Origin of the sequence: Mycobacterium sp. SMC-8 (assembly GCF_025263565.1) — a bacterium.
Classification (GTDB): domain Bacteria; phylum Actinomycetota; class Actinomycetes; order Mycobacteriales; family Mycobacteriaceae; genus Mycobacterium.
The window spans coordinates 4,197,411-4,218,570 of sequence record NZ_CP079865.1; the positions used below are offsets into that span (position 1 = coordinate 4,197,411).

At 68.5% G+C, this 21,160-nt stretch carries 20 protein-coding genes; 17 read left to right on the plus strand and 3 right to left on the minus strand.

The genetic code is table 11. From position 1 onward, the window contains the following. The first annotated feature begins 251 nt into the window (after positions 1 to 251). The 15 genes from KXD97_RS20430 to KXD97_RS20500 all read left to right on the plus strand — a co-directional run bounded on the left by KXD97_RS20430 (position 252) and on the right by KXD97_RS20500 (position 13,711). The gene (locus tag KXD97_RS20430; RefSeq protein WP_260751954.1) at positions 252 to 1,712 is read left to right on the plus strand and encodes an amino acid permease; all 1,461 of its coding nucleotides are present in this window, start codon (positions 252 to 254) and stop codon (positions 1,710 to 1,712) included. Beyond that, entirely contained in the window at positions 1,709 to 2,404 is a 696-nt protein-coding gene (locus KXD97_RS20435) for an SDR family NAD(P)-dependent oxidoreductase (RefSeq protein ID WP_260751957.1), read from the plus strand. Before KXD97_RS20430 ends, KXD97_RS20435 begins: the two co-directional genes overlap by 4 nt. A 2-nt stretch (positions 2,405 to 2,406) precedes the next feature. Next, positions 2,407 to 3,120, plus strand: a complete 714-nt coding sequence (locus KXD97_RS20440; RefSeq protein ID WP_260751959.1) for an SDR family oxidoreductase — start codon at positions 2,407 to 2,409, stop codon at positions 3,118 to 3,120. 12 nt (positions 3,121 to 3,132) lie between these two features. Continuing rightward, a complete protein-coding gene (speB, locus tag KXD97_RS20445) occupies positions 3,133 to 4,095 on the plus strand; it encodes an agmatinase (protein WP_260751963.1) in 963 nt (320 codons plus the stop codon). Continuing rightward, on the plus strand, positions 4,092 to 4,997 hold the full coding sequence (locus KXD97_RS20450) for a polysaccharide deacetylase (RefSeq protein ID WP_260751968.1): 906 nt from the start codon (positions 4,092 to 4,094) through the stop codon (positions 4,995 to 4,997). Before speB ends, KXD97_RS20450 begins: the two co-directional genes overlap by 4 nt. After that, complete coding sequence (locus KXD97_RS20455) at positions 4,994 to 6,037, plus strand: aromatic ring-hydroxylating dioxygenase subunit alpha (protein ID WP_260751969.1); 1,044 nt, start codon at positions 4,994 to 4,996, stop codon at positions 6,035 to 6,037. Before KXD97_RS20450 ends, KXD97_RS20455 begins: the two co-directional genes overlap by 4 nt. Next, a complete protein-coding gene (locus KXD97_RS20460) occupies positions 6,034 to 6,978 on the plus strand; it encodes a PDR/VanB family oxidoreductase (protein ID WP_260751972.1) in 945 nt (314 codons plus the stop codon). The genes KXD97_RS20455 and KXD97_RS20460 overlap by 4 nt, the downstream gene beginning before the upstream one ends. 93 nt (positions 6,979 to 7,071) lie before the next feature. Beyond that, positions 7,072 to 8,265: a PucR family transcriptional regulator gene (locus tag KXD97_RS20465; RefSeq protein WP_260751973.1), complete on the plus strand. Its 1,194-nt coding sequence runs from the start codon at positions 7,072 to 7,074 to the stop codon at positions 8,263 to 8,265. A gap of 194 nt (positions 8,266 to 8,459) precedes the next feature. Then, positions 8,460 to 8,684, plus strand: a complete 225-nt coding sequence (locus KXD97_RS20470; RefSeq protein ID WP_260751974.1) for a zinc ribbon domain-containing protein — start codon at positions 8,460 to 8,462, stop codon at positions 8,682 to 8,684. Between the two features lie 10 nt (positions 8,685 to 8,694). Beyond that, positions 8,695 to 9,951: a formamidase gene (fmdA, locus tag KXD97_RS20475; RefSeq protein WP_260751976.1), complete on the plus strand. Its 1,257-nt coding sequence runs from the start codon at positions 8,695 to 8,697 to the stop codon at positions 9,949 to 9,951. A 109-nt stretch (positions 9,952 to 10,060) separates the two neighbouring features. After that, positions 10,061 to 10,420, plus strand: a complete 360-nt coding sequence (locus KXD97_RS20480; RefSeq protein ID WP_260751978.1) for a hypothetical protein — start codon at positions 10,061 to 10,063, stop codon at positions 10,418 to 10,420. A gap of 76 nt (positions 10,421 to 10,496) precedes the next feature. Then, on the plus strand, positions 10,497 to 11,081 hold the full coding sequence (gene ruvC, locus KXD97_RS20485; RefSeq protein WP_260751979.1) for a crossover junction endodeoxyribonuclease RuvC: 585 nt from the start codon (positions 10,497 to 10,499) through the stop codon (positions 11,079 to 11,081). Continuing rightward, on the plus strand, positions 11,078 to 11,665 hold the full coding sequence (gene ruvA / locus KXD97_RS20490; RefSeq protein WP_260751980.1) for a Holliday junction branch migration protein RuvA: 588 nt from the start codon (positions 11,078 to 11,080) through the stop codon (positions 11,663 to 11,665). Before ruvC ends, ruvA begins: the two co-directional genes overlap by 4 nt. Positions 11,666 to 11,669: 4 nt before the next feature. Next, positions 11,670 to 12,737: a Holliday junction branch migration DNA helicase RuvB gene (ruvB, locus tag KXD97_RS20495; protein ID WP_260751981.1), complete on the plus strand. Its 1,068-nt coding sequence runs from the start codon at positions 11,670 to 11,672 to the stop codon at positions 12,735 to 12,737. Positions 12,738 to 12,787: 50 nt separating this feature from the next. Continuing rightward, positions 12,788 to 13,711 carry an alpha/beta fold hydrolase gene (locus KXD97_RS20500; protein WP_260751982.1) on the plus strand — a complete coding sequence of 308 codons (924 nt, stop codon included), beginning with the start codon at positions 12,788 to 12,790 and terminating at the stop codon, positions 13,709 to 13,711. Here the strand turns inward: KXD97_RS20500 and KXD97_RS20505 are convergent. Further along, positions 13,700 to 14,776 carry a GGDEF domain-containing protein gene (locus KXD97_RS20505; protein WP_260751984.1) on the minus strand — a complete coding sequence of 359 codons (1,077 nt, stop codon included), beginning with the start codon at positions 14,774 to 14,776 and terminating at the stop codon, positions 13,700 to 13,702. The genes KXD97_RS20500 and KXD97_RS20505 overlap by 12 nt on opposite strands. Positions 14,777 to 14,910: 134 nt before the next feature. Between KXD97_RS20505 and KXD97_RS20510 the strand changes: the two genes are divergently transcribed. Beyond that, positions 14,911 to 15,585, plus strand: coding sequence for a hypothetical protein (locus tag KXD97_RS20510; RefSeq protein WP_260751985.1), 675 nt, complete (start codon positions 14,911 to 14,913; stop codon positions 15,583 to 15,585). Here the strand turns inward: KXD97_RS20510 and car are convergent. Further along, complete coding sequence (car, locus tag KXD97_RS20515) at positions 15,582 to 19,070, minus strand: carboxylic acid reductase (protein WP_260758082.1); 3,489 nt, start codon at positions 19,068 to 19,070, stop codon at positions 15,582 to 15,584. The two genes, KXD97_RS20510 and car, sit on opposite strands and share 4 nt — an antisense overlap. A 292-nt stretch (positions 19,071 to 19,362) precedes the next feature. On the opposite strand from car, the gene KXD97_RS20520 reads away from it, so the two are divergent. Further along, entirely contained in the window at positions 19,363 to 19,722 is a 360-nt protein-coding gene (locus KXD97_RS20520) for a hypothetical protein (RefSeq protein ID WP_260751986.1), read from the plus strand. Here the strand turns inward: KXD97_RS20520 and KXD97_RS20525 are convergent. Then, entirely contained in the window at positions 19,710 to 21,143 is a 1,434-nt protein-coding gene (locus KXD97_RS20525; protein ID WP_260751987.1) for a gamma-aminobutyraldehyde dehydrogenase, read from the minus strand. The genes KXD97_RS20520 and KXD97_RS20525 overlap by 13 nt on opposite strands. Between the last annotated feature and the right edge of the window lie 17 nt (positions 21,144 to 21,160).

Below are 21,160 nucleotides of genomic sequence, written 5' to 3' on the forward strand. Positions count from 1 at the left end.
TGGAACGGAGAAGCCACCGCGTTGTCGCCCACCACATCCTCGCTTTCTGAGCAGACCGGCGCGGCGAGTGTATGGGCAGTGGGGCCCCAGCGCTCGCCTGCGCAGCCGGTTGCCGGCACGACGCTGTAGATCCCTACATCCGTGCGGCGTCGGACTGTGCGCCCAAACCAGACTCGGCCGGTCCGGCTGCCGGGGCACCGCGCCCGTGCGCATACTTGCGTGAACTTTGGGGGTGACGAAAGGAAACCCGGATGGCCGGAAATGGTCAATTAGGCTCAGCGCCAACCGAACTCAAGCGCGAGTTCTCGTTGTGGTCGGCATTCGCGTTTGCGTTCGCGTTCATCTCGCCGATCGTGGCGATGTACGGCATCTACGGACTGTCGCTGTCCACTGCCGGGCCCGGGTTCTGGTGGACGTTCGTGATCGTCGGCGCCGGACAGTTCATCGTCGCGCTGGCGTTCGCAGAACTGGTGTCGCGCTGGCCGTTCGAAGGTTCCATTTACCAGTGGACCAAACGCCTGGCCGGGGAGGTGACCGGCTGGTTCGCCGGGTGGGTGTACATGTGGGCGCTGGTGATCATCATGGCCACGGTCGCCTACGGCGGCGCAGGGTTCCTGGCGGAGCTGGTCGGGATCGCGAGTCCGACCGCGGTGCAGCAGAGCATCATCGCGCTGCTGATTCTGCTGGCCGGCACCTGCGCCAACATCGCCGGCCGCGTCTTCCTGAAAACCCTGATGTTGGGCAGCATCATCGCCGAAATCGTGGCCTCGGTGGGGCTGGGCACCTACCTGCTGATCTTCCATCGCCACCACGGTCTCGACATCATCGTGCAGGGCATCGACCTCGGCAGCGGATGGTCGTGGGCCTATCTGTCGGGGCCGTTCCTGGCGGCCCTGGCCTTCACCAGCTGGTCGATCCTCGGCTTCGAAAGTGCCGGTGCGATCGCCGAAGAGGTCAAGGAACCGCAGCGAAACGTCCCCAAGGCCATGCTGTTCTCGGTGTCGTTCATCGCCATCGTCATCGCCTACGCATCGCTGGCGGTCACGCTGGCGGTGCCCGACTTCGACAAGATCACCTCCGGTGAGGTCTCCGATCCGGTCACCTACGTTCTCGGGACCGCGCTGGGCGAATCCTGGGTCAAACCGATCCTGCTGGCGTTCGTGATCGGCTTCCTGGCGAGCTTCCTGGCGCTGCAGGCCTCGGCATCCCGGGTCATCTGGGCCTTCGCCCGCGACAAGGTGCTGCCCGGCTCACGCGTGCTGTCGAAGTTGTCCAGGGCGGAGGCCCAGCCGGTCACCGCGATCCTCGTCACCACCGTGATCGGCGCCGTGGTCTACCTCATCTCCGCCACCGACGTCTACTCGGTGCTGGTCACCTTCACAGCGGGCGGCTACTACCTCGCCTTCCTGTTCCCGTTGGTCACCGGATTGGTTGCGCGCCTTCGCGGTACGTGGGTGCCGGGGCCGTGGCATCTGGGCAGGCTCAGCCTGCCGGTGGCGCTGATGGCCGTCCTCTGGGCGGGATTCGCGTTCCTCAACATCGTGTGGCCCCGCACGGTGTCGGACGCGTGGTTCATCAACTGGGCGTTCTTCGTGGCGATGGGCGCGATTCTCGCGCTCGGCATCGTGATCGTGAAGGTCCGCAAGGTCGGTCAGAGTCGGCCCGGCGCGCCCTCCGCGCCGGAGTCGACCCCGGAAACGGAACTCGTATGAGTGCCCCCGTCGCCGTGGTGACCGGCGCCGGCAGCGGCATCGGTGCGGCCATCGCCGCGCGGCTCGCCGAATGCGGGTGGACGGTCGCATCCATCTCCCGCGAACCCGCGCCCGACACCGACATGTGGTTGACCGCCGACGTCGCCGACGAACAGGCGGTGATCGATGCCGTGGCACAGATCGAGGCCACCCTCGGGCAGATCGACGCCGCGGTGATCTGTGCCGGTCACTACGAGGAGATCCCGGCACTGGACATCGATCCGGAGTCCTGGCAGCGGATGCTGCGGGTGCACGTCGGCGGGTTGGCCCACGTGTGCCGGGCGGTGCTGCCGCAGATGCGCCGGCGCACGCAGGGCCGGATCGTGGGGATCGCGTCCGAACGTGCCATCGGCGGCGGCAGCAACGACGCTCACTACGCCGCGGCCAAAGGCGCCGCGCTGTCGCTGTTGCGCAGTGTCGCCGCCGAGGTGGCGGCAGACGGGGTGATCGTCAATGCGGTCGCGCCGGGTCCCTGCGACACGCCGCTGCTGCCCGCCGACTCCTGGGAACGCGCCGAGGAGTTCCTCGAGTCGTTGCCCGCCCGGCGGATAGCCACACCGGTCGAGGTCGCCGAGCTGGTCCGGGCGCTGCTGGAAGACGATCTCTTCCTGTGCGGAGAAGTGTTGTCGGTCAACAGCGGAACGGTGATCTGAGCATGGGGACACAACAGCGGGTTCTCGTCACCGGGGTGGACACCGAGCTGGGTGCGGCCGTGCGGGACCATTTCCGTGCCGGTGGCGCGCGCACCGTCGGCACCTGCTCCGCTGCACCGGCGACCGCCTCCGGCGAGACGATCTCCGTCGTGGCGGACCCCGCCGACGGCGCCGCCGTACGGGCCGCCGTTGCAGCCGCCGCCGAGGCGATGGGCGGGATCGACACGCTGGTGACCGCGCACGGTCTGCCGCACGTCGCCACGGTCACCGCCCAGTCCATGGACGACTTCTGGGCGCACGTGGACAGCACTCTGACGGGCAGCTTCCTGTTCGCCCAGGCCGCCGCCGAGCGGATGCGCGACACGGGCGCGGGCGGCCGCATGGTGCTGACCGCCTCGCGCTGGCACATCGGTGCACCCGGCCTGTCCGCCGTCGCGGCCGCGGCGGGTGGCCTCGTCGCCCTGACCAAGTCGTTGACCCGCGACTTCGGCCGATTCGGAGTCGGGGTCAACGCCGTAGCCGTCGGTGCCGTCGCCTCGGAGTGGTCGGTGTGCGATGCCGCAGACGGTACTCCCGCGGCCGTACCTCCGATCGGTCGGCGGGGCACCGTCGCCGAGGTGGCCCGGACCATCGGTCTGCTCTGTCAACGCGAGCTCGGTGCGGCGGTGGGCCAGGTGGTCAACGTCGACGGCGGACTCTCTCGTAATCGCGTATAGGAAAGGCAATCAATGAACAACGACACCGGCCGGCCTCCCATCGTCGGCGCGGTCGACCCCCAGGTTCAACCGCGGTATGCGGGATGGACGACGTTCGCGCGGCTGCCAAGGCTGGAGGACGTCACGCGCGCCGACGTGGTCGTCGTCGGCGTGCCGTTCGACAGCGCGGTGACCTACCGTCCCGGAGCGCGGTTCGGCCCCAACGCGATTCGGCAGGCATCCCGGCTCATCCGCGGGTACAACCCCGAGCTGGACATCAAGCCGTTCGAGGTGTGCCAGTTCGCCGACGCCGGCGACATCGCGTGCAACCCTTTCGATATCGCCCAGGCGGTCGACCAGACCGCCCAGCAGCTGACCGCGCTGCAGGCCGACGGCACCCGCGCGGTCATCCTCGGCGGTGACCACTCGGTGGCACTGCCTTCGTTGCGGGCGGTTCACGCCGCGCACGGTCCGGTGGCCCTGGTGCATTTCGACGCACACCTGGACACCTGGGACAGCTACTACGGCGCCGACATCACCCACGGATCGCCGTTCCGCCGGGCCTTCGAGGAGGGGCTGCTGCTGGACAAGAACCTGCACATCGGCGTCCGCGGATCGATCTACGACAAGCAGGATCTCGTGGAGGACGCCAACTTCGGCTTCTCCTGCATCACCTGCCGCGACATCGACACGCTCGGCACCGAGGGGATGATCGAACGCGTCCGCGAGAGGGTCGGGGACGCGCCGGTGTACGTGTCGGTCGACATCGACGTGCTCGACCCTGCGCACGCGCCGGGCACCGGCACCCCCGAGGCCGGCGGGATGACCAGCCGCGAGCTGCTCGAGGTGATCCGCGGCTTTGACGGCGTCAACCTCGTCGGTGTCGACGTCGTCGAGGTGTCGCCGGCCTACGACCACGCCGAGATCACCGCCGTCGCGGCGGCCAACGTCACATGGGAATTCCTGTCCGTCTTCGGGAGAAAGGCACAACTTTGACCGCACTGACACCCGCGGGTCCGGTGTCGTGGCCGGAGGGGAAACGCTGTGCTGTGGCGTTCACCTTCGACGTCGATGCCGAATCACCGCTGCTGACCACTGATCCCGCGTTCGCCGACCGGATGGGTGCGATGTCGCATCAGGCCTACGGCCCTCTGGTGGGCGTACCGCGCCTCCTCGGAATTCTCGACGAGTTCGGGGTTCGCGGAACGTTTTTCGTGCCTGGATACACCGCGCACCGGCACCCGGAGGCGATCCGCTCGATCGCCCGCGCCGGTCACGAGATCGCTCACCACGGATATCTGCACGAGTCGCTGGTCGGCGTCGACGAGGACACCGAACGCGCGATCCTCGACCGTGGCCTGCGCGCGCTGGAAGAAGTAGCCGGTGTCCGGCCGTCCGGCTACCGGGCGCCGATGTGGGAGATGAATTGGCACACACCGAAACTGCTCGCCGAGTTCGGTTTCACCTACGATTCGACGCTGATGGACTCCGATCACCCTTATGAGCTGGCGGTTCCCGGAGCCGGGTCGCTCGTGGAGCTTCCGGTGAGCTGGGCACTCGACGACTGGCAGCAGTACTGCTTCGTTCCCGACTTCTCCGGCACGGGCCTGATCGAGACGCCGGCGAAGGCTGTCGAGTTGTGGCGCAGCGAGCTCGACGCCATGCGGGAGATCGGCGGCGCCTGGATTCTGACCAACCACCCGTTTCTCAGCGGCCGGCCCGGACGGGCCGCCGCGCTGCGCGAGTTCGTCGCCGACGTATGCGGCATGGACGACGTCTGGGTGGCCGGAATGGCCGAGATCGCCGATCACGTGCGTGCCCAGCGGCTGACCCCCCGTACATTGACCCGACCCGAGTTCGACCCGGTCACAGCCCGACCGACAGGAGAGCGACGATGAATCACGATGCACTGACCCCGGACAAACTGCGTGCGGCCTATCAGCACGTGTGGTTCGTGGTGGCGAGGTCCCAGGACATCGACACCCCGCAGTCCGCGACGCTGCTGGACCACAACCTCGTGGTGTTCCGCGACTCCACCGGCGCGGCGCGGGTCACCGACCGCCGTTGCATACACCGCGGCGGCAACCTCGCCGACGGCAAGGTGGTGGGCGAGGGCATCGCGTGTCCCTACCACGGCTGGCAGTTCGACGGCGGCACCGGCGTCTGCAGCCGCATCCCGTCCCTGCCCGAGGACGGGCGCATCCCGCCCAAGGCCGCCATCAAGTCCTATCCGGTGATCGAGCGCTTCGAGCACGTCTGGACCTGCCTGGGCGACCCCGTCTTCGACCTGCCCAACCCGCCGGAGCTCGACGGTCTCGAACTGAGTTGGCGCGCAGCAGAACCCATTCACGCCGACTGCGGATTCATGGCCGCCACCGAGAACTTCCGTGACATGGCGCATTTCCCGTTCGTGCACGCGCCGTCGATGGGCGACGTGAACCCGGTCGTCACCGATCTCGACGTCAAGCGCGAAGGACGTGAGGTTTGGGCGTCGTATTTCTATCGGCAGGTCCCCGATTCGGATTTTTCCGACGTCGGTGACGCCTGGATGCACTACCACTCGTACGCCCCGGGTATCGCGACCATCCTGTACGACTTCGGCCCCGAAACCGGCAAGCGCTACCTCGTCGACTTCCCGTCGCCGGTCAGCTACGACAAGTGCATCATCTTCTGGGGCGTGGCCACCGACAAGGACTTTCGCGGTGGCACCGTCGACGAGATCCTGGAGGTCGAGACCAAGGTCTTCAACGAGGACACCCCCGTCCTGGAGGGCCTTGAACCCAAAGAGGTGCCGCTGGCCGGGCAGGCCGTGGAGGTGTCCGCGCCCGCGGACATCTACACGCTGAACTACCGGCGGGCCACCCAATTCGCCGTACAGACCATCCAGCAGGCCCGCGATCCGGAGTTGGTTGCGACCAACGGTCACGCACCGCAGTGAGGCTGCGAGTCACCCAACTGCGCCTGGAGGCCGACGCCGTCATCTCCGTCGAGCTGCGAAGCCCGAGCGGGGAGCGGCTCCCCGACTGGAGCGCCGGGGCCCACATCCCCGTCACGCTCCCGTCGGGGGCGGTGCGCCAGTATTCGTTGTGCGGGTCCGCCGATGACCCGCACAGCTACACCGTCGCCGTGCTGAAGGTCGACGGCGGCCGTGGCGGGTCCCGGGAAGTCCACGACCGGCTACGCCCGGGCGACGTGCTGGAGGTGGGGGAGCCGCGCAACGATTTCGCCCTGGTCGACTCGCCGCGCTATCTGCTGCTGGCCGGGGGCATCGGGATCACTCCGATCCTGGCGATGGTCGAAGCACTGCAAGCCCGGCCGCTGCCGCCCCCGGTGACGGTGCTCTACGGCGGACGCAGCCGCGCCGCCATGGCGTTCACCGACCGCCTGGCCGGGCGCGACTTCGTCCACCTCTACCCGCAGGACGAAGTCGGTCTGCCCGACATCGAACGCGCCTTCGCCGACAGTCCGGCGGGCACGGCGGTGTACTGCTGCGGGCCGCCGGCGATGCTCGCGGCGGTCAAGCAGATCAGCACCCGCTACCCGGACATGCTGCTGCACGTCGAACAGTTCACCGCCGCGACCCCGGCCTTGGAGGCGAGATCCGAGGACGGGGCGTTCGAGGTCGAACTGGCCCGCACCGGCGTCACGGTCCGCGTCCCGCAGAACCAGAGCGTGCTCGACGCGGTCCTCGCCGTGGCACCCGACACCCCGTTCTCGTGCACCAGCGGCTTCTGCGGGACCTGTGAGACCAAGGTGCTCGCCGGTGACGTCGACCACCGTGACGAGCTGCTCAGCGACGCGGAGCGGCGGACGAACAGCTCGATGATGATCTGCGTGTCGCGCTCGCAGTGCGGGTCCAAGCTCACGCTCGACCTGTGACGGCGCGCTCCGGCGCTTAGACTCCGCTGGCATGGCAGTGCGAGCGGCGCGATGACGACGAGCGAACGGAGCGCCGAGGAGAGTGCGACGACCGTGAAAGGGCCTCACGACGGCACGGTCAGCGTCGGGGAGTTGCTCGCCGAACCCAGCCTGCACGTCGAGATCGTGACGCCGATCGACGATCTCGACCGGCCGATCCGCTACGTCTATCCCACCGAGCTCGCCGACCCATCGCCGTACCTGATCGGCGAGGAGCTCATCCTCAGTGTCGGCGTGCCGGTGGCCGGGCAGCCGGACGCGGCCGTGCTTCGATACGTCGACATCCTGGCCGAGCGCGGCGTGGCGGGGCTGGTGATCGGGCTCGGCGACGTGTTCGACGAGCTGCCCGAGCCTCTGGTGCAGGCGTGCCTGGACCGAAACCTGCCGCTGATGGTCCAGCGGCCGGCGGTGCCTTTCCGCCGTATCGTCGACTGGGGCGAGTCCCGGCGGGCCGCCGATCGTGACGTCGATGCCCGGGAACGCGACCTCGGATCGATGTTGCGGTGGTTCATCGCGGGCACGCTGGGCGTCGGTCCGGTCGAGGCCGCGCTGGCGCGCCACGGACTCAGCGAGGCACCCGTGGCGGTGTGCGCGTTCCCGTCTGAGGGGCATGCGGACGTGCACGCGCTGGTCGACCGCCACCGCGGGGCGGTGGCCCTACTCGATGACCGCATCGTGGCGCTGTGCCCGCAGACTCCGGAACTTCGTGCCGATCTGGCCGCATCGCCGTTGGTCTGTGGGGTGGCGCTGGGCGCCGACGCCCAGTCGATGGCGCATGCGATCCCGGAGGCCCTCGAAGCGCTCCACGAGGCGGGTCGCCGGCAGCGCACTGTGCACATCGATGAGATCGCCACGCTCGAAGGGTTGTTGGCGGCGGTGCCGAAGGTGCGACTGGTCCCGTTCGTCCATAGGCTGCTGGGACCGCTGGTCGACCACGACAGGGTCAACAACTCCTTCCTGGTGGCCTCATTGGAGGCGTTCCTGGCCCCCGGCAACGACATCGGCGCCGCGGCCGGTCAGTTGTACGTGCACGTCAACACGCTGCGCAACCGGCTGGCCAAGATCGCCGAGCTGACCGACGCCAACCCGCTCGACGAGAGCGATCGCATCAATTTCCGCATCGCGCTGTGGGCCGCCCACAACATGGGGATGGAGGAGCGCGGCGAACCGGACGGCGCGACGCCTGTTCCGGGACCCAACACCCTCCGGCACAAGGTTTTTACGCCTTCATCCCGGCAACGGCGGTAGCCCCGCAGCTGTAGCCGGCCACAACGGCACCCCCGTGTGTTGTCGTGTTGTCCATCTGCTGCGCACACACCCGCGTGGCTGGGTAGGGTGGCGTTCATCCCCGCTTCTCTCCTTCGACCACCAAGGGAAATGCTTTGATCCTCTACGCATTTCGGTGCCGATCCGGTTGTGGAATCACCCGGCAGATGCATTCGATGGCGAGTCGCCCCGACGAAATCGAGTGCCCGACGTGCCGGGGGATGGCACGCCGGATGATGGGCACGCCGCACCTGGGACGTTCGGGCAGCACCGCGATGGCGCTGCAGGACGCCACCCGCAGTTCCGCCGATACCCCCGCTGTTGTCGCGGCGCCGCCTCGGGGCGCCCCCGCCCGCAAGATCACCACGAACCCCCTGCATCAGACCCTCCCGCGACCCTGAAGGAGCTTCCATGCCCGACGTCGTCTTCCCGCTCGATTCCACGAAGAAGTTCACCGACCAGGAGAAGGTCGGGCACAACCGGTGGCACCCCGACATCCCGGCCGCGGTCAGTGTCAAGAAGGGTGATTCCTTCCGGGTGCACTGCCGCGAGTGGTTCGACGGCGCGATCCACAACGACGACTCGGCCGAGGACATCCTCAACGCGCCGTTGACCACGGTGCACACGCTGTCGGGCCCGATCGCCGTGGAGGGCGCCAAGCCCGGCGACCTGTTGATCGTCGACATTCTCGACGTGGGTCCGATTCCGCAGGAGGATTCCGGGCCGCTGGCGGGCCAGGGCTGGGGCTACACCGGGATCTTCGCCACGCGCAACGGCGGCGGCTTCCTGACCGAGCAGTTTCCCGACGCCTACAAGGCGATCTGGGATTTCTCGGGGCAGAAGGCGACCTCTCGCCACGTCCCGGGCGTGGAGTTCACCGGCATCATCCACCCCGGTCTGATGGGCACCGCCCCGTCGCGGGAGCTGCTCTCGACGTGGAACACCCGCGAGGCCGCGCTCATCGCCACCGACCCCGACCGGGTGCCGCCGCTGGCGCTGCCGCCGGAACCGCGGGACGCGATCCTCGGCGGCCTCACCGGTGACGCGTTCACCGCGGCCGCCGCCGAGGCGGCCAGGACCGCGCCGCCCCGCGAGAACGGCGGCAACCAGGACATCAAGAACCTGACCAAGGGCAGCCGCATCTTCTACCCGGTGTTCGTCGACGGTGCGAATCTGTCCGTCGGCGATCTGCACTTCTCCCAGGGTGACGGCGAGATCACGTTCTGCGGCGCCATCGAGATGGGCGGCTTCATCGACCTGAGGGTCGACGTCGTCCCCGGCGGGATGGAGACCTACGGTGTCAGCGAGAACGCCATCTTCATGCCCGGCAATACCGACCCGCAGTATTGCGAGTGGCTGGCGTTCTCGGGGACATCGGTGACCCTGGACGGCGAACAGCGTTATCTGGATTCGCATCTGGCCTATCAGCGGGCCTGCCTGCACGCGATCGATTACCTGACCAAGTTCGGCTACAGCCCCGAGCAGGCCTACCTGTTGCTCGGTGCGGCACCGATCGAGGGCCGGCTGTCGGGCGTCGTCGACATCCCCAATGCTTGTGCCACCGTGTACATCCCGACGGCGATCTTCGACTTCCCGGTCGCCCCGTCGGCCTCCGGGCCGGTGAAGATCGATCCGGGCATCGGCGCGCCCCGCGCCTCGTTCGGCTGAGACGCTCTACGCCGCACCGGGTCCGGCTTCGCCGGTCAACTCCCGCGCCGTGGTGTAGCGCGGCATAATCCGAACGTCACTCCCGAGACGGGCGGAAAGCGGTGGCGCCATGCGCAAGAACGTGGTCGGGCCCGACGGCGTGAAGTGGACGGTGCGGCGGTGGTGGTGGAAGACCATCCCGTGGGAGACCGGCTTCGCGACGTTGGACACGGTCATCCTCCTGATCGTGCTGCCGTTCATGGCGATGTGGCCGTTCTGGCTGCTGGCCAAGTGGTGCGGGGTGCCGTGGACCGTGCTCGTCGAGAGGGAGGGGACCGAGGTCGCGCGCGAACGGGTCCGGGGCTGGCGCAACTCGGGCCGGCGGATCGCCGAACTGGCCCGGATGGCCGAAACCGGCACGGTTGAAGCCGGCACGGCCGAACAACCGGGCGAGATCGTCCTGCCGAGTGCGGGGACGACGCTGAACTGAACGCGTGTCCTGCCGGGCCCTGTCCGCGCAAGCGGCTAAGCTCTCGAACAGATGTTCTCTTCGAGGAAGGGCCGGCGTGCGAGTGATGGGTGTCGACCCCGGCCTGACCAGGTGCGGGTTGTCGGTCATCGAGAGCGGTAGGGGCCGTCAGGTCATCGCGCTCGACGTCGATGTGGTGCGCACGCCCGCCGATCATCCGTTGGCGCACCGTCTGCTCGCCATCAGTGACGCCGTCGAACACTGGCTGGACACCCACCGCCCGGATGTGCTCGCCATCGAACGGGTGTTCTCCAACCAGAACGCCAACACCGCGATGGGCACCGCGCAGGCCGGCGGGGTGATCGCGCTGGCGGCGGCGCGCCGCGACATCGACGTGCACTTTCACACACCCAGCGAGGTCAAGGCCGCGGTCACCGGCAACGGACGCGCCGACAAGGCCCAGGTCACCGAGATGGTCACCAGAATTCTTGCGCTGCAACAGAAACCGACTCCCGCCGATGCCGCCGACGCGCTGGCACTTGCCATCTGCCACTGCTGGCGGGCACCGATGATCGCCCGGATGGCCGAAGCGGAGGCGATGGCCGCCGAGCAGCGCCGCAAGTACCGGGCCACCCTCAACGCGAAGGCCAAGCAGAGCCGGATGTCCCGGAGTGCGCGGTGATCGCCGCGGTCCGGGGTGAGGTCCTCGACATCGCCCTCGATCACGTCGTCATCGAGGCGGCCGGGGTCGGCTACAAGGTGATGGCCACCCCCGCCACCCTGGCGACGCTGCGACGCGGCGTCGAGGCGCGGCTGATCACCGCGATGATCGTCCGCGAAGACTCGATGACGCTCTATGGCTTCGCCGACTCCGACGCCCGGGATTTGTTCCTGACGCTGCTCGGCGTGTCCGGGATCGGACCGAGCATCGCCCTCGGTGCGCTGGCCATGTACGACGGTCCCACGCTGCGGCAGGCGATCGGCGACGGGGACGTCACCGCGTTGACCCGGATCCCGAAGGTCGGCAAGAAGACCGCCGAACTTCTGGTGCTGACCCTGCGCGACAAGGTCGGTGCGTCCGGCCCGGCCGGGGTCGTCGCCGGCGGCGGACACGGTATCCGCGGCCCCGTCGTGGAAGCCCTCGTCGGGTTGGGCTTCGCGCAGAAGCAGGCCGAGGAGGCCACCGACAAGGTGCTCGCCAACGATCCGGAGGCCACCACCTCCAGCGCGCTGCGCGCGGCGCTGTCGATGCTGGGGAAGAAGTAGCAACGTGGGCCGGTTTTCCGAAGATTCGGTCGACGAGCCCGACGAACGGGACGTGTCGCCGGCGCTGACTGTCGGCGAGGGCGACATCGACGCCAGCCTGCGTCCGCGGTCGCTGGGTGAGTTCATCGGCCAGCCCCGGGTGCGTGAACAGCTTCAGCTCGTCCTCGAGGGCGCCAAGAACAGGGGCGGCACCCCGGACCACATCCTGTTGTCCGGCCCGCCCGGGCTGGGCAAGACCTCGCTGGCGATGATCATCGCCGCCGAGTTGGGGTCCTCACTGCGCGTCACCTCCGGGCCGGCGCTGGAACGCGCCGGTGATCTGGCCGCGATGCTGTCCAATCTGGTCGAACACGACGTGCTGTTCATCGACGAGATCCACCGGATCGCCCGGCCTGCCGAGGAGATGCTTTATCTGGCGATGGAGGATTTCCGCGTCGACGTTGTCGTCGGGAAAGGGCCCGGCGCCACGTCGATTCCGCTGGAGGTGGCGCCTTTCACGCTGGTCGGGGCCACCACCCGGTCGGGGGCGCTGACCGGCCCACTGCGGGACCGGTTCGGCTTCACCGCGCACATGGACTTCTACGAGCCCGCCGAACTGGAACGGGTGCTGGCCCGATCGGCCGGCATTCTGGGGATCGCACTGGGCGCCGACGCCGGCGCGGAGATCGCGCGCCGGTCCCGGGGCACCCCCCGTATCGCGAACCGGTTGCTGCGGCGCGTCCGGGACTACGCCGAGGTGCGGGCCGACGGTGTCATCACCCGCGACATCGCCAAGTACGCGCTGGAGGTCTACGACGTCGACGAGCTCGGCCTGGACCGGCTCGACCGGGCGGTGCTCTCGGCGCTGACGCGCAGCTTCGGCGGCGGGCCGGTCGGGGTGTCGACGCTGGCGGTGGCGGTGGGTGAGGAGGCCACCACGGTCGAGGAGGTATGTGAGCCGTTCCTGGTGCGGGCCGGCATGATCGCGCGGACGCCGCGCGGTCGCGTCGCCACCGCGCAGGCGTGGACGCATCTCGGGATGACACCGCCCGCCGGTGCCGTGGGACTGGGCCAGGCCGGCCTGTTCGACTGACGCCCGGCAATCCTGCTCGCGACGCCCCCGCCGCGCGTACTGTCGCCGGCGTGAGGTGGCGTCGGTACGGCGCGCTCGCGGCGGTGCTCGTCGCGGTGTCGGCGTGCGCAACCAGCGCGGCCCAACCGTCCCCGGCCGTTCCCGGCGCCGTCGACATCGGTGGCGGGCGCACTCTGTTCCTGAACTGCCAGGGCTCTGGCGCCCCAACGGTTTTCGTCATTCCCGGCATGGGCAGCTACGCCGAAGCCTGGAATTATCTGATCCCGCCGGGGGACCCGGTCTGGTCCACGCCCTACGACGATGTCGAGATCGCCGATCCGGTGCCGAGTCGCGATGCAGCCCAGCCGACGGTCGCCAAGGCCACCCACGTGTGCGTCTATGACCGGCCCGATACCCGCCCCGACGGAGACCAGCGATCGACGTCGGTACCCCAACCGCACGACATGCAGCAGGACGTCGACGACATCCTGGCGCTGATCGCGGCCGCCAAGCTGACCGCGCCGCTTGTCTTCGTGGCTCACTCCTACGGCGGTCTGATCCTCGACCTGCTCGCCCGACAACACCCCGAGTTGATCTCCGGCCTGGTGTTCGTCGAACCCACCTCGGAGTTTCTGCCCGGTATCGGGACGCCGGCGCAGAACGCCGCGTTCTACGCCAGCGGCCGGGAGGGCCGAGCGCCGGGCGAAAGCGTCTGGTTTGAGAGGGCGTTCGCGGCGGTCGCCGCGGCGCCGCCGCTGCCGAGGGTGCCCGCCAGTGTGCTCAGCGCCGACAGATTCCCGCCGCCGAGCCGGCTCACCGCCGACAACTACACGCAGGCGCAGATCCACCGCGCCAACGACCTGCTCGCCGCCGCGCTGGGAACCAGCAACGTGCTGGTGCCGGGATGCGGCCACAACGTGATGCTCTACCAGCCGAAGGTCCTCGCCCGCGCGATCGTCGACGTCGTCGAACGGGTGCGTCGGTCAGGCCGCTGACCGCCCCGCCCGGCGGTACTGATTTCCGCCGGACCGCTTGGCCTCGTACATCGCGGTGTCGGCGGCCTCGATGAGCTCACCCAGGATTTCCCGGGTGCCGGTGTCGCCGTCCATCTGCGTGCAGACCACCCCGATGCTGGCGGTGACACCCCACGGGGCCGCCACGATCGCACTGCGGAGCCGTTCGCCCAGCGCGTCGGCGTCGTCGTCCCGGGTTGCCTCGGCGACCAGGAACTCCTCGCCACCGACCCGCGCGACGACCGCCTGTCCACTGACGGCCTGGCGCAGGCTCGTGGCGACGGCGACCAGAAGCCGGTCCCCGGTCGCGTGGCCGCGGGTGTCGTTGACCTGTTTGAAGCGGTCCAGATCGACCATCGCGACGGTCAGGTGCGGAAGGCCTTGCGCCGGTGCGGAATTGATGAGTTCCCGCACCGACCGGTAGAACCCCCGGCGGTTGCGCAGACCGGTCAGCGCGTCGGTGTGGGATTGCAGCGCATCGTCGCCGAGCAGATGGACCAGCACCTGCGCTGAGAACGGAACGGCCAGCACCCCGACCGCGATCATCAGGAAGGCCACGGTGGCGAGGTAACCGTCGCCGCGGGCGGTGATCTCGAGAGTGCAGCGCAGCGCGACGGCCGCCGCCGTCGCGAGCACCATCACCAGATAGTGGCTGGAGTGGAAGAACGCCACATAACCCGCCAGCGCGGCGAACGAGATGCACCCGAGCAGCCCGGTCAGCGGGTCCGGCCAGACCAGCACCACGGCGGCGATGCTCAGGTCGGACAGCACCGCGAAGATCAGGGATTCGCGCCTCGACGGCCAGTGTCTGAACCAGACGGCTGCCATCAGCGCGCACAGCGTCACGACCGCGAGGCTGACCCCGCGGCCGAGATTCGTGTCCGGACCCGACGGGCTGAGCAACATCAGAGCCGGGACGACGCCGAGCACCACGACGATCAGCCCCATCATCATGCGGGTGAACCCGCGCAGGTCGCGGGAGCCGAGATACCCCGACAACCAGTGGTAATGGTCGGGTTGTCCCCACCACTGGCGTATGCGACCCACGCCGCCGATGTTAGTGAGTCCCGCCGACGGAGCGCACGGGTGCGGTTCTGGCAACCCGGGCTGCCTTCCACGCGACCCTCGGGTTATCGCCCGGCGGCTGCGGGTACCCGCTGGCATCACCTTCAGGAGGAATCATGGTCGACTCAACCAATCGGGTCCGTGAGAGCAGGATGCACATTCCCCGGAGCCGCGGCGCGGTCAGCGGCCTGCTGATCATCGCGCTGGGCATATGGGGCGCGCTGGTGCCTTTCATCGGCCCGCTCTTCGATTTCGCGTTCACCCCGGACCGGGCGTGGACGTGGACCGCAGGCCGTGGATGGCTGGAAGTGCTGCCCGGTGCGGTCGCCGTGTTGGGCGGTCTGCTGCTGCTGGTGTCCCGTAACCGTGCCACCGCGATGCTCGGCGCGTGGCTGGCCGTGGCCGCCGGCGCCTGGTTCGTCGTCGGACGCGCCGTGGCGGGACCGCTGGGACTGGGCGGGGCCGGGCAGCCGGTGGCCGCGAACGAGACCAAGCAGGTCTGGCTCGAGCTGACCTACTTCTCCGGGCTGGGCGCGCTGATCGTGTTCCTCGCCGCGATGGCCGTAGGGCGGTTGTCGGTGCGCAGCGCTCGCGACATCGCCTACCGCGATGCCCGCGTCCCGGCGGCCGAACCGCACCCCGTCACCGACGCGACCCCGGAGGCCACCGCAGGGTGGAATCGGTCCGACCGGCCTGATGCGGTGACCGCGCCCGTGGAACGCGACCGCAAGCGGCACCGGCTGTTCGGGCGTCGCCGCACCAAGGCCCGCGACAAGCTGGCGGTCAACTAGAGCAGGCCGAGGCGCCGTAGATCAGTCGCGTACTTGACGATGATCTGCGGCGTCACGTGCGGAATATCCTTGTCCGGACCGATTTTCGCGTCCTGAACGGCCGCACGGAACCTGTCGGTCGGTGCGATCGAACCGCGCACCGCAGCGTCGGGCCGCTGATAGTTGTGCAGCAGAGGCAGCAACGACGCCTGCTGCAGTCGGTCCGGTAGCCCGTGCAGCGCGGTGGTGAAACGTTGCAGCCAGGTGTCGTAGCCACCGATCCGGCGGACCGGGTGGCCGGCGTCGATGAGCCAGTCGACGAACTCGTCGAGACCGATCCCGTCGTCGTACGGGTTCATCACGTGATAGGTCTCGAACCCGGAGACGGCCTGGGCGCCGAGCGTCGAGATCGCCTCGGCGATGAACTCCACCGGCAGACCGTCATAGTGGGCCCTCGGCCGGCGGCCGTCAGCGTCGAGTTCGTAGAACGAGTCCGGCGCCACACCGGTGGCGATCAGCGAGAGCATCAGCCGGGTGAACATGTCGGGCAGGTTCAGCTGTCCGGTGTAGGTGGTGTCGGCCAGGATCATGTCGCACCGGAACACCGACACCGGAAGACCGCACAGGTCATGCGCCTCCCGCAGCAGGACCTCGCCGGCCCACTTGCTGTTGCCGTAGCCGTTGGCGTAGCTGTCGTCCACCCTGCGGGTCGCGCTGATCTGGCGGACGTCGCCGACTTCGGTGAACTCTGCAGGCTCGACACCGGCGCCGACGCCGATCGTCGACACGTAGACGAACGGCTTCAACCTCGTCGTCAGTGCGATGCGGAGCAGTTCGGCCGTGCCGACCACATTGGGACCGAACAGCTGGCTGTAGGGGAGCACGTGGTTGACCAACGCGGCCGGGTCGACGATCAGGTCGACGGTGTCGGCGAGTCGCTGCCACGTCTGCGGGTCGAGCCCGAGATGTGGCTCGCCCTTGTCGCCGGCGAGGACCTGTTGGTGCTCGGCGGCCAGACGCCGGTAGTGCTCCAACAGCTCGGTATCCCCGCTGTCGAACGTTTGGTCCAGCCGCTCCCGTGCCGCGGCGTCGTCCTTCGCGCGCACCAGACAGATCAGCGTGCCACCGACCAACGCCATGCGCTCCAACCATTCGAGCGCGAGGTAGCGGCCCAGAAACCCGGTCGCCCCGGTCAGCAGCACGGTGCGGATCTCCTGGCGCGGCCCGGGCAGGGCGGGCGCGGCGGCGAGGGTCTCGGCGCCGAGGAACTTGTCCAACGTCAGGTCGCCGGCGTGCACCTCGGTCACCGGGCCGTCGGATCGCGCGTGCACCGACGCGAATGTCGGTCGCGTGGAACCGCTTCGGCGCTCGGAGTCGATGTAGTCGGCCAGCTCGCGGAGATCGGTGGCTGGGCTGACGATCACACCGACCGGAACCTCGACGTCGAAGATGTCACGGAGCAGGTTCGCGAAGGTCAACGCCGACAGGGAATCCCCGCCCAAGTCTGTGAAATGGGCGTCGTCGTGCACATCGCCGGCCGCGGTGCCGAGCAGCGCGGCGGCGGCGCGGCCGACGGTCTCGAGGGCCGGCCGGCCCGCCCCCTGCCGGCGAAGTTGCCGCAGTGCGTCGGCCTGCCCTTCGGACAACTCGGTGTACAGCACTTCCAGTCGGTTGCCGTATCGTTCCTTGAGCTTGGGACGGGCCAGCTTACGGATGCCGGTGAGCAGGCCGTTCTCCAGCGTGAAGGGCGTGGTCTCGATGAGTTGGTCGCGAGGAACCTCGTAGGACTGCAGTCCGGCCTGCTTGGCGACATGCTGAAGTGATTCCGCCACAGCCGTTTTGACGTCGTCGCCGGCTAACGCCGCCTCGGTCGGCACCACCACTGCGAGCAGGTAGGGTCGCGCGCTGTTGCCGTACAGATAGATCTGGTGAACCAGCGGACTGTCCCCGAACACCGCTTCGAGCCTGGACACGGTGACGAATTCACCCTGGGACAGTTTCAGAACGTTGTTACGACGGTCGAGGTAGGCCAGGTGATCGGGGCCGGTCTCGGCGACGATGTCGCCCGTGCGGTAGTAGCCGTCCGCGTCGAACATCTCGGCGGTGACGTCGGGACGCTTGTAATAGCCGGGAAACAGCGTCTCCGATTTGACCAGAAGCTCGCCGCGCGGGTGGGGACGGTCAGTGGCGAAGTAGCCGAGCTCGGGAACGTCGGCGAGTTTGTAGTCGATGACCGGGGGCCGCTGGACGAGCCCGTCCACGAACACGGCGCCGGCTTCCGTCGAGCCGTAACCGTCGACCAGGTGCATGTCGAGCAGGTCCTCGACGAAGGTCTTCATCTCTGCAGACAGCGGCGCCGAGCCCGTCATCGCCGTGACGAAGCGGCCGCCGAGCAGGCTCTGCCGCAGGTCGGCGAGAACCTCGCGGTGCTCTGCCGCGCGGCCCTCGAGTTCCTTGCACACCTCGGCGTAGACGGTGTCCCAGATCCGCGGGACGAAGCTCAATTGCGTGGGCCGCACCAGGGTGAGGTCCTGCAGAAAGGTCGAAAGATCGCTGCGTGCAGCGAAATACGCAGTGCCGCCGGCGCCCAGCGTCCCGTAGAGCAGGCCGCGGCCCATCATGTGGCTCATCGGCAGGAAGTTCAGCGTGATCAACGGAAGGCCGCCGCGGTTGCCCCAGTTCGCCTTGGTGGACTGCCGCCACGAGTTGGCCACCAGTCGTTCGGGGTACATGGCGCCCTTCGGGGCGCCGGTGCTGCCGGATGTGTAAATCAACAGGGCCAGCGTGTCGTCGCGGGAGACGGAGATTTCGCGGTGCGGCAGTGTCGATCCGCGGGCGATGAGCCGGGGGAGTGTCTCGACGTCGACCGCCGACCCGGCGGACTTCAGTCGGGCGGCGGCGGAGGTGACCGCGTCACGGTGATCGTCGATCCGCGTGTTGTGGTCGAACACCACCAGCCGCGTCACGGTCGCCGTTTCCAGCACGAGTGTCACCGCGTCGGTGAGCGAGTCGACCGACGAGGCGACGACACACGGTTCGGTCTCGGCGACGATGGGCGCCAACGTGCCCATCGGGGCGCTGGTCTGCAGCGGCACCGCCACCGCCCCGATGGTGGCCAGGGCCATGTCGATGGTGGTGTAGTCGATGCTGGTGAACCCGAGCATCGCGACACGGTCGCCGGGGCGCACGTCGTCCAGCGCGGCGGCCACGGCGTCGACGCGGCGCGACAGCTCCGCATAGCTGATCGTCTCGAAGTGGGGGAGCAGTGCGGCGCTGGTGCGGCCGGTGTCCGGATCGACGACGTAGCGCACGGCGCGCGCGCCGAGGGCCGGTCGGTCGGCGTAGCCGCCGAGCACGGTCGCGATGATCTCGGGAAGGCGCATGCCGGGTCGGTCGATGGTGTGGGAGACGGCCTCGTCGGGCACGGCGGCGGCGAATTGCGGGTCGGTGGCGCGCAGGTCGGCGATGCGACGGACGAGGCGGTCCTCGCGGGAGTCAGTGGGCATCTCAGTGGGCATCAGAGTTCCTCAGCGGAATCGCGGTGGGGGACGGGCGCTGCGCTGCGCCGTAAAAAACTACGATAGTAAAACTAACTTTATACCGTCACGGTAACCTCGCGGCCTGTCAAAATGCTGTGAATGATTGCGGCGCAAGCCAACTCGCATATGTGCAGCGGGGGTCACACTGCGCGGTCCGGCGTTAAGCCCGCCACAGTCGGCCACCTGCGTGCTTCTTCGGGTATCGCCGACGGTTAGCGTGGAATGAATAGGTTGGCTAATCGTCCAGGGAGGTCGGAAGGTGCACCCGCAGACGCAGCGGCTCACCGAGTTGTTCACGGCGCGGATGTCGGCCGGCACCCACGACGACGTCGCCGCGATCGTCCTCGGACCCCGGATGTGCGGGCTGTGCAGCGCGCTCGGCGCGCCGGTTCGGGACTGGTGGCGGATCGCTCGGTGGGCAGGCGCTCTTGACGACAGCGAGGTGCGCGACGAGCTCGGCGCCTACTTCGACGTGATGGTGGCATACCGGTGCGGGCAGCCCGGAGACGACCTGATCTCCGGGCTGATCGCCCATGACGTCGACGGTGACGGACTGACCGCCGACGAGATCCGGCAGATCCTCGTCGACTTCGTGCGGGCCGCGGCTCAGCCGGTGTAAGCCATCACGTGCTTGATGCGCGTGTAGTCCTCCAGCCCGTACATCGACAGGTCCTTGCCGTGGCCCGACGACTTGAAACCGCCGTGCGGCATCTCGGCGACCAGCGGGATGTGCGTGTTGATCCAGACGCAGCCGAAGTCGAGCGCATTGGAGACCCGAAGCGCCCTGGACACGTCCTTGGTCCACACCGACGACGCCAGTCCGTACTCGACCCCGTTGGCCCAGCCGATCGCCTCGTCCTCGTCGGAGAACGTCTGCACGGTGATCACCGGACCGAAGATCTCCTGCTGGATCAGCCGGTCGTCCTGGCGTAGCCCACCGATCACTGTCGGCTCGATGTAGAACCCCTTGTCGCCCTGGCGATTCGCCCCTACCGCGACGGTAGCGTGCGACGGGATGTCGTCGAAGAAGGACAGCACCCGCTCCATCTGGTTGACGTTGTTGACCGGCGGCACCCAGGCGTCCTCGTCGTCGGCGGGTCGGCCGAACGTGGTCGTGGCGGCCTTGGCCTGCTCGGCCAGGGCCGCGGTCAGGTCGGCCGCGATCGAGGCCGACGCCAGCACCCTGGTGGCAGCCGTACAGTCCTGCCCGGCGTTGAAGTACGCCGCGGTGGCGATGCCCTCGGCCGCGGCGGCCAAATCGGCGTCGTCGAACACCACCACCGGGGCCTTACCGCCGAGCTCCAGATGGGTGCGCTTGAGGTTGCCTCCGGCGCTGACCGCGACTGCCTTGCCCGCCGCCACCGAGCCGGTGATCGACACCATCTCCGGGGTCGGGTGCGCCACCAGGGACGCGCCGGTCACCCGGTCGCCGGTGACGACGTTGAGCACGCCGGCGGGCAGGTGCTTGGCGGCCAGCTCGGCCAGCATCACCGTAGTCACCGGGGTGGTGTCGCTGGGTTTGATGACCACGGTGTTGCCCGCGGCGATGGCCGGGGCGATCTTCCAGATCGCCATCATCATCGGGTAGTTCCACGGCGCCACCTGCCCGATGACGCCGACCGGCTCGCGGCGGATCCACGACGTGTGGTCGGCCATGTATTCCCCGGCCGACTTGCCTTCCAGTACCCGGGCCGCGCCGGCGAAGAACCGGATCTGATCGACCATCGGCGGGATCTCCTCGACCGCGGTGACGTGATTGGGCTTTCCGGTGTTGCGGCCCTCGGCGGCGACCAACGCGTCCGCGGCCTTCTCCACCTCGTCGGCGAAGCCCAACAGCGCCTTCTGTCGTTGCGACGGTGTCGTCTTCTTCCACTCCTTGAACGCCCTGGCCGCCGCGGCATACGCCTCGTCGATGTCCTGTTCGTTGGAAACCGGTGCCGTGCCGTACTTTTCGCCGGTGCTCGGATCGACCAGCGGCATGGTGGCGCCACTGCTGGAGTCGACGAGGCGGCCGTCGATGAAGTTCTGAACTGTGGTCATGTCTTTGGAGCTCCTTG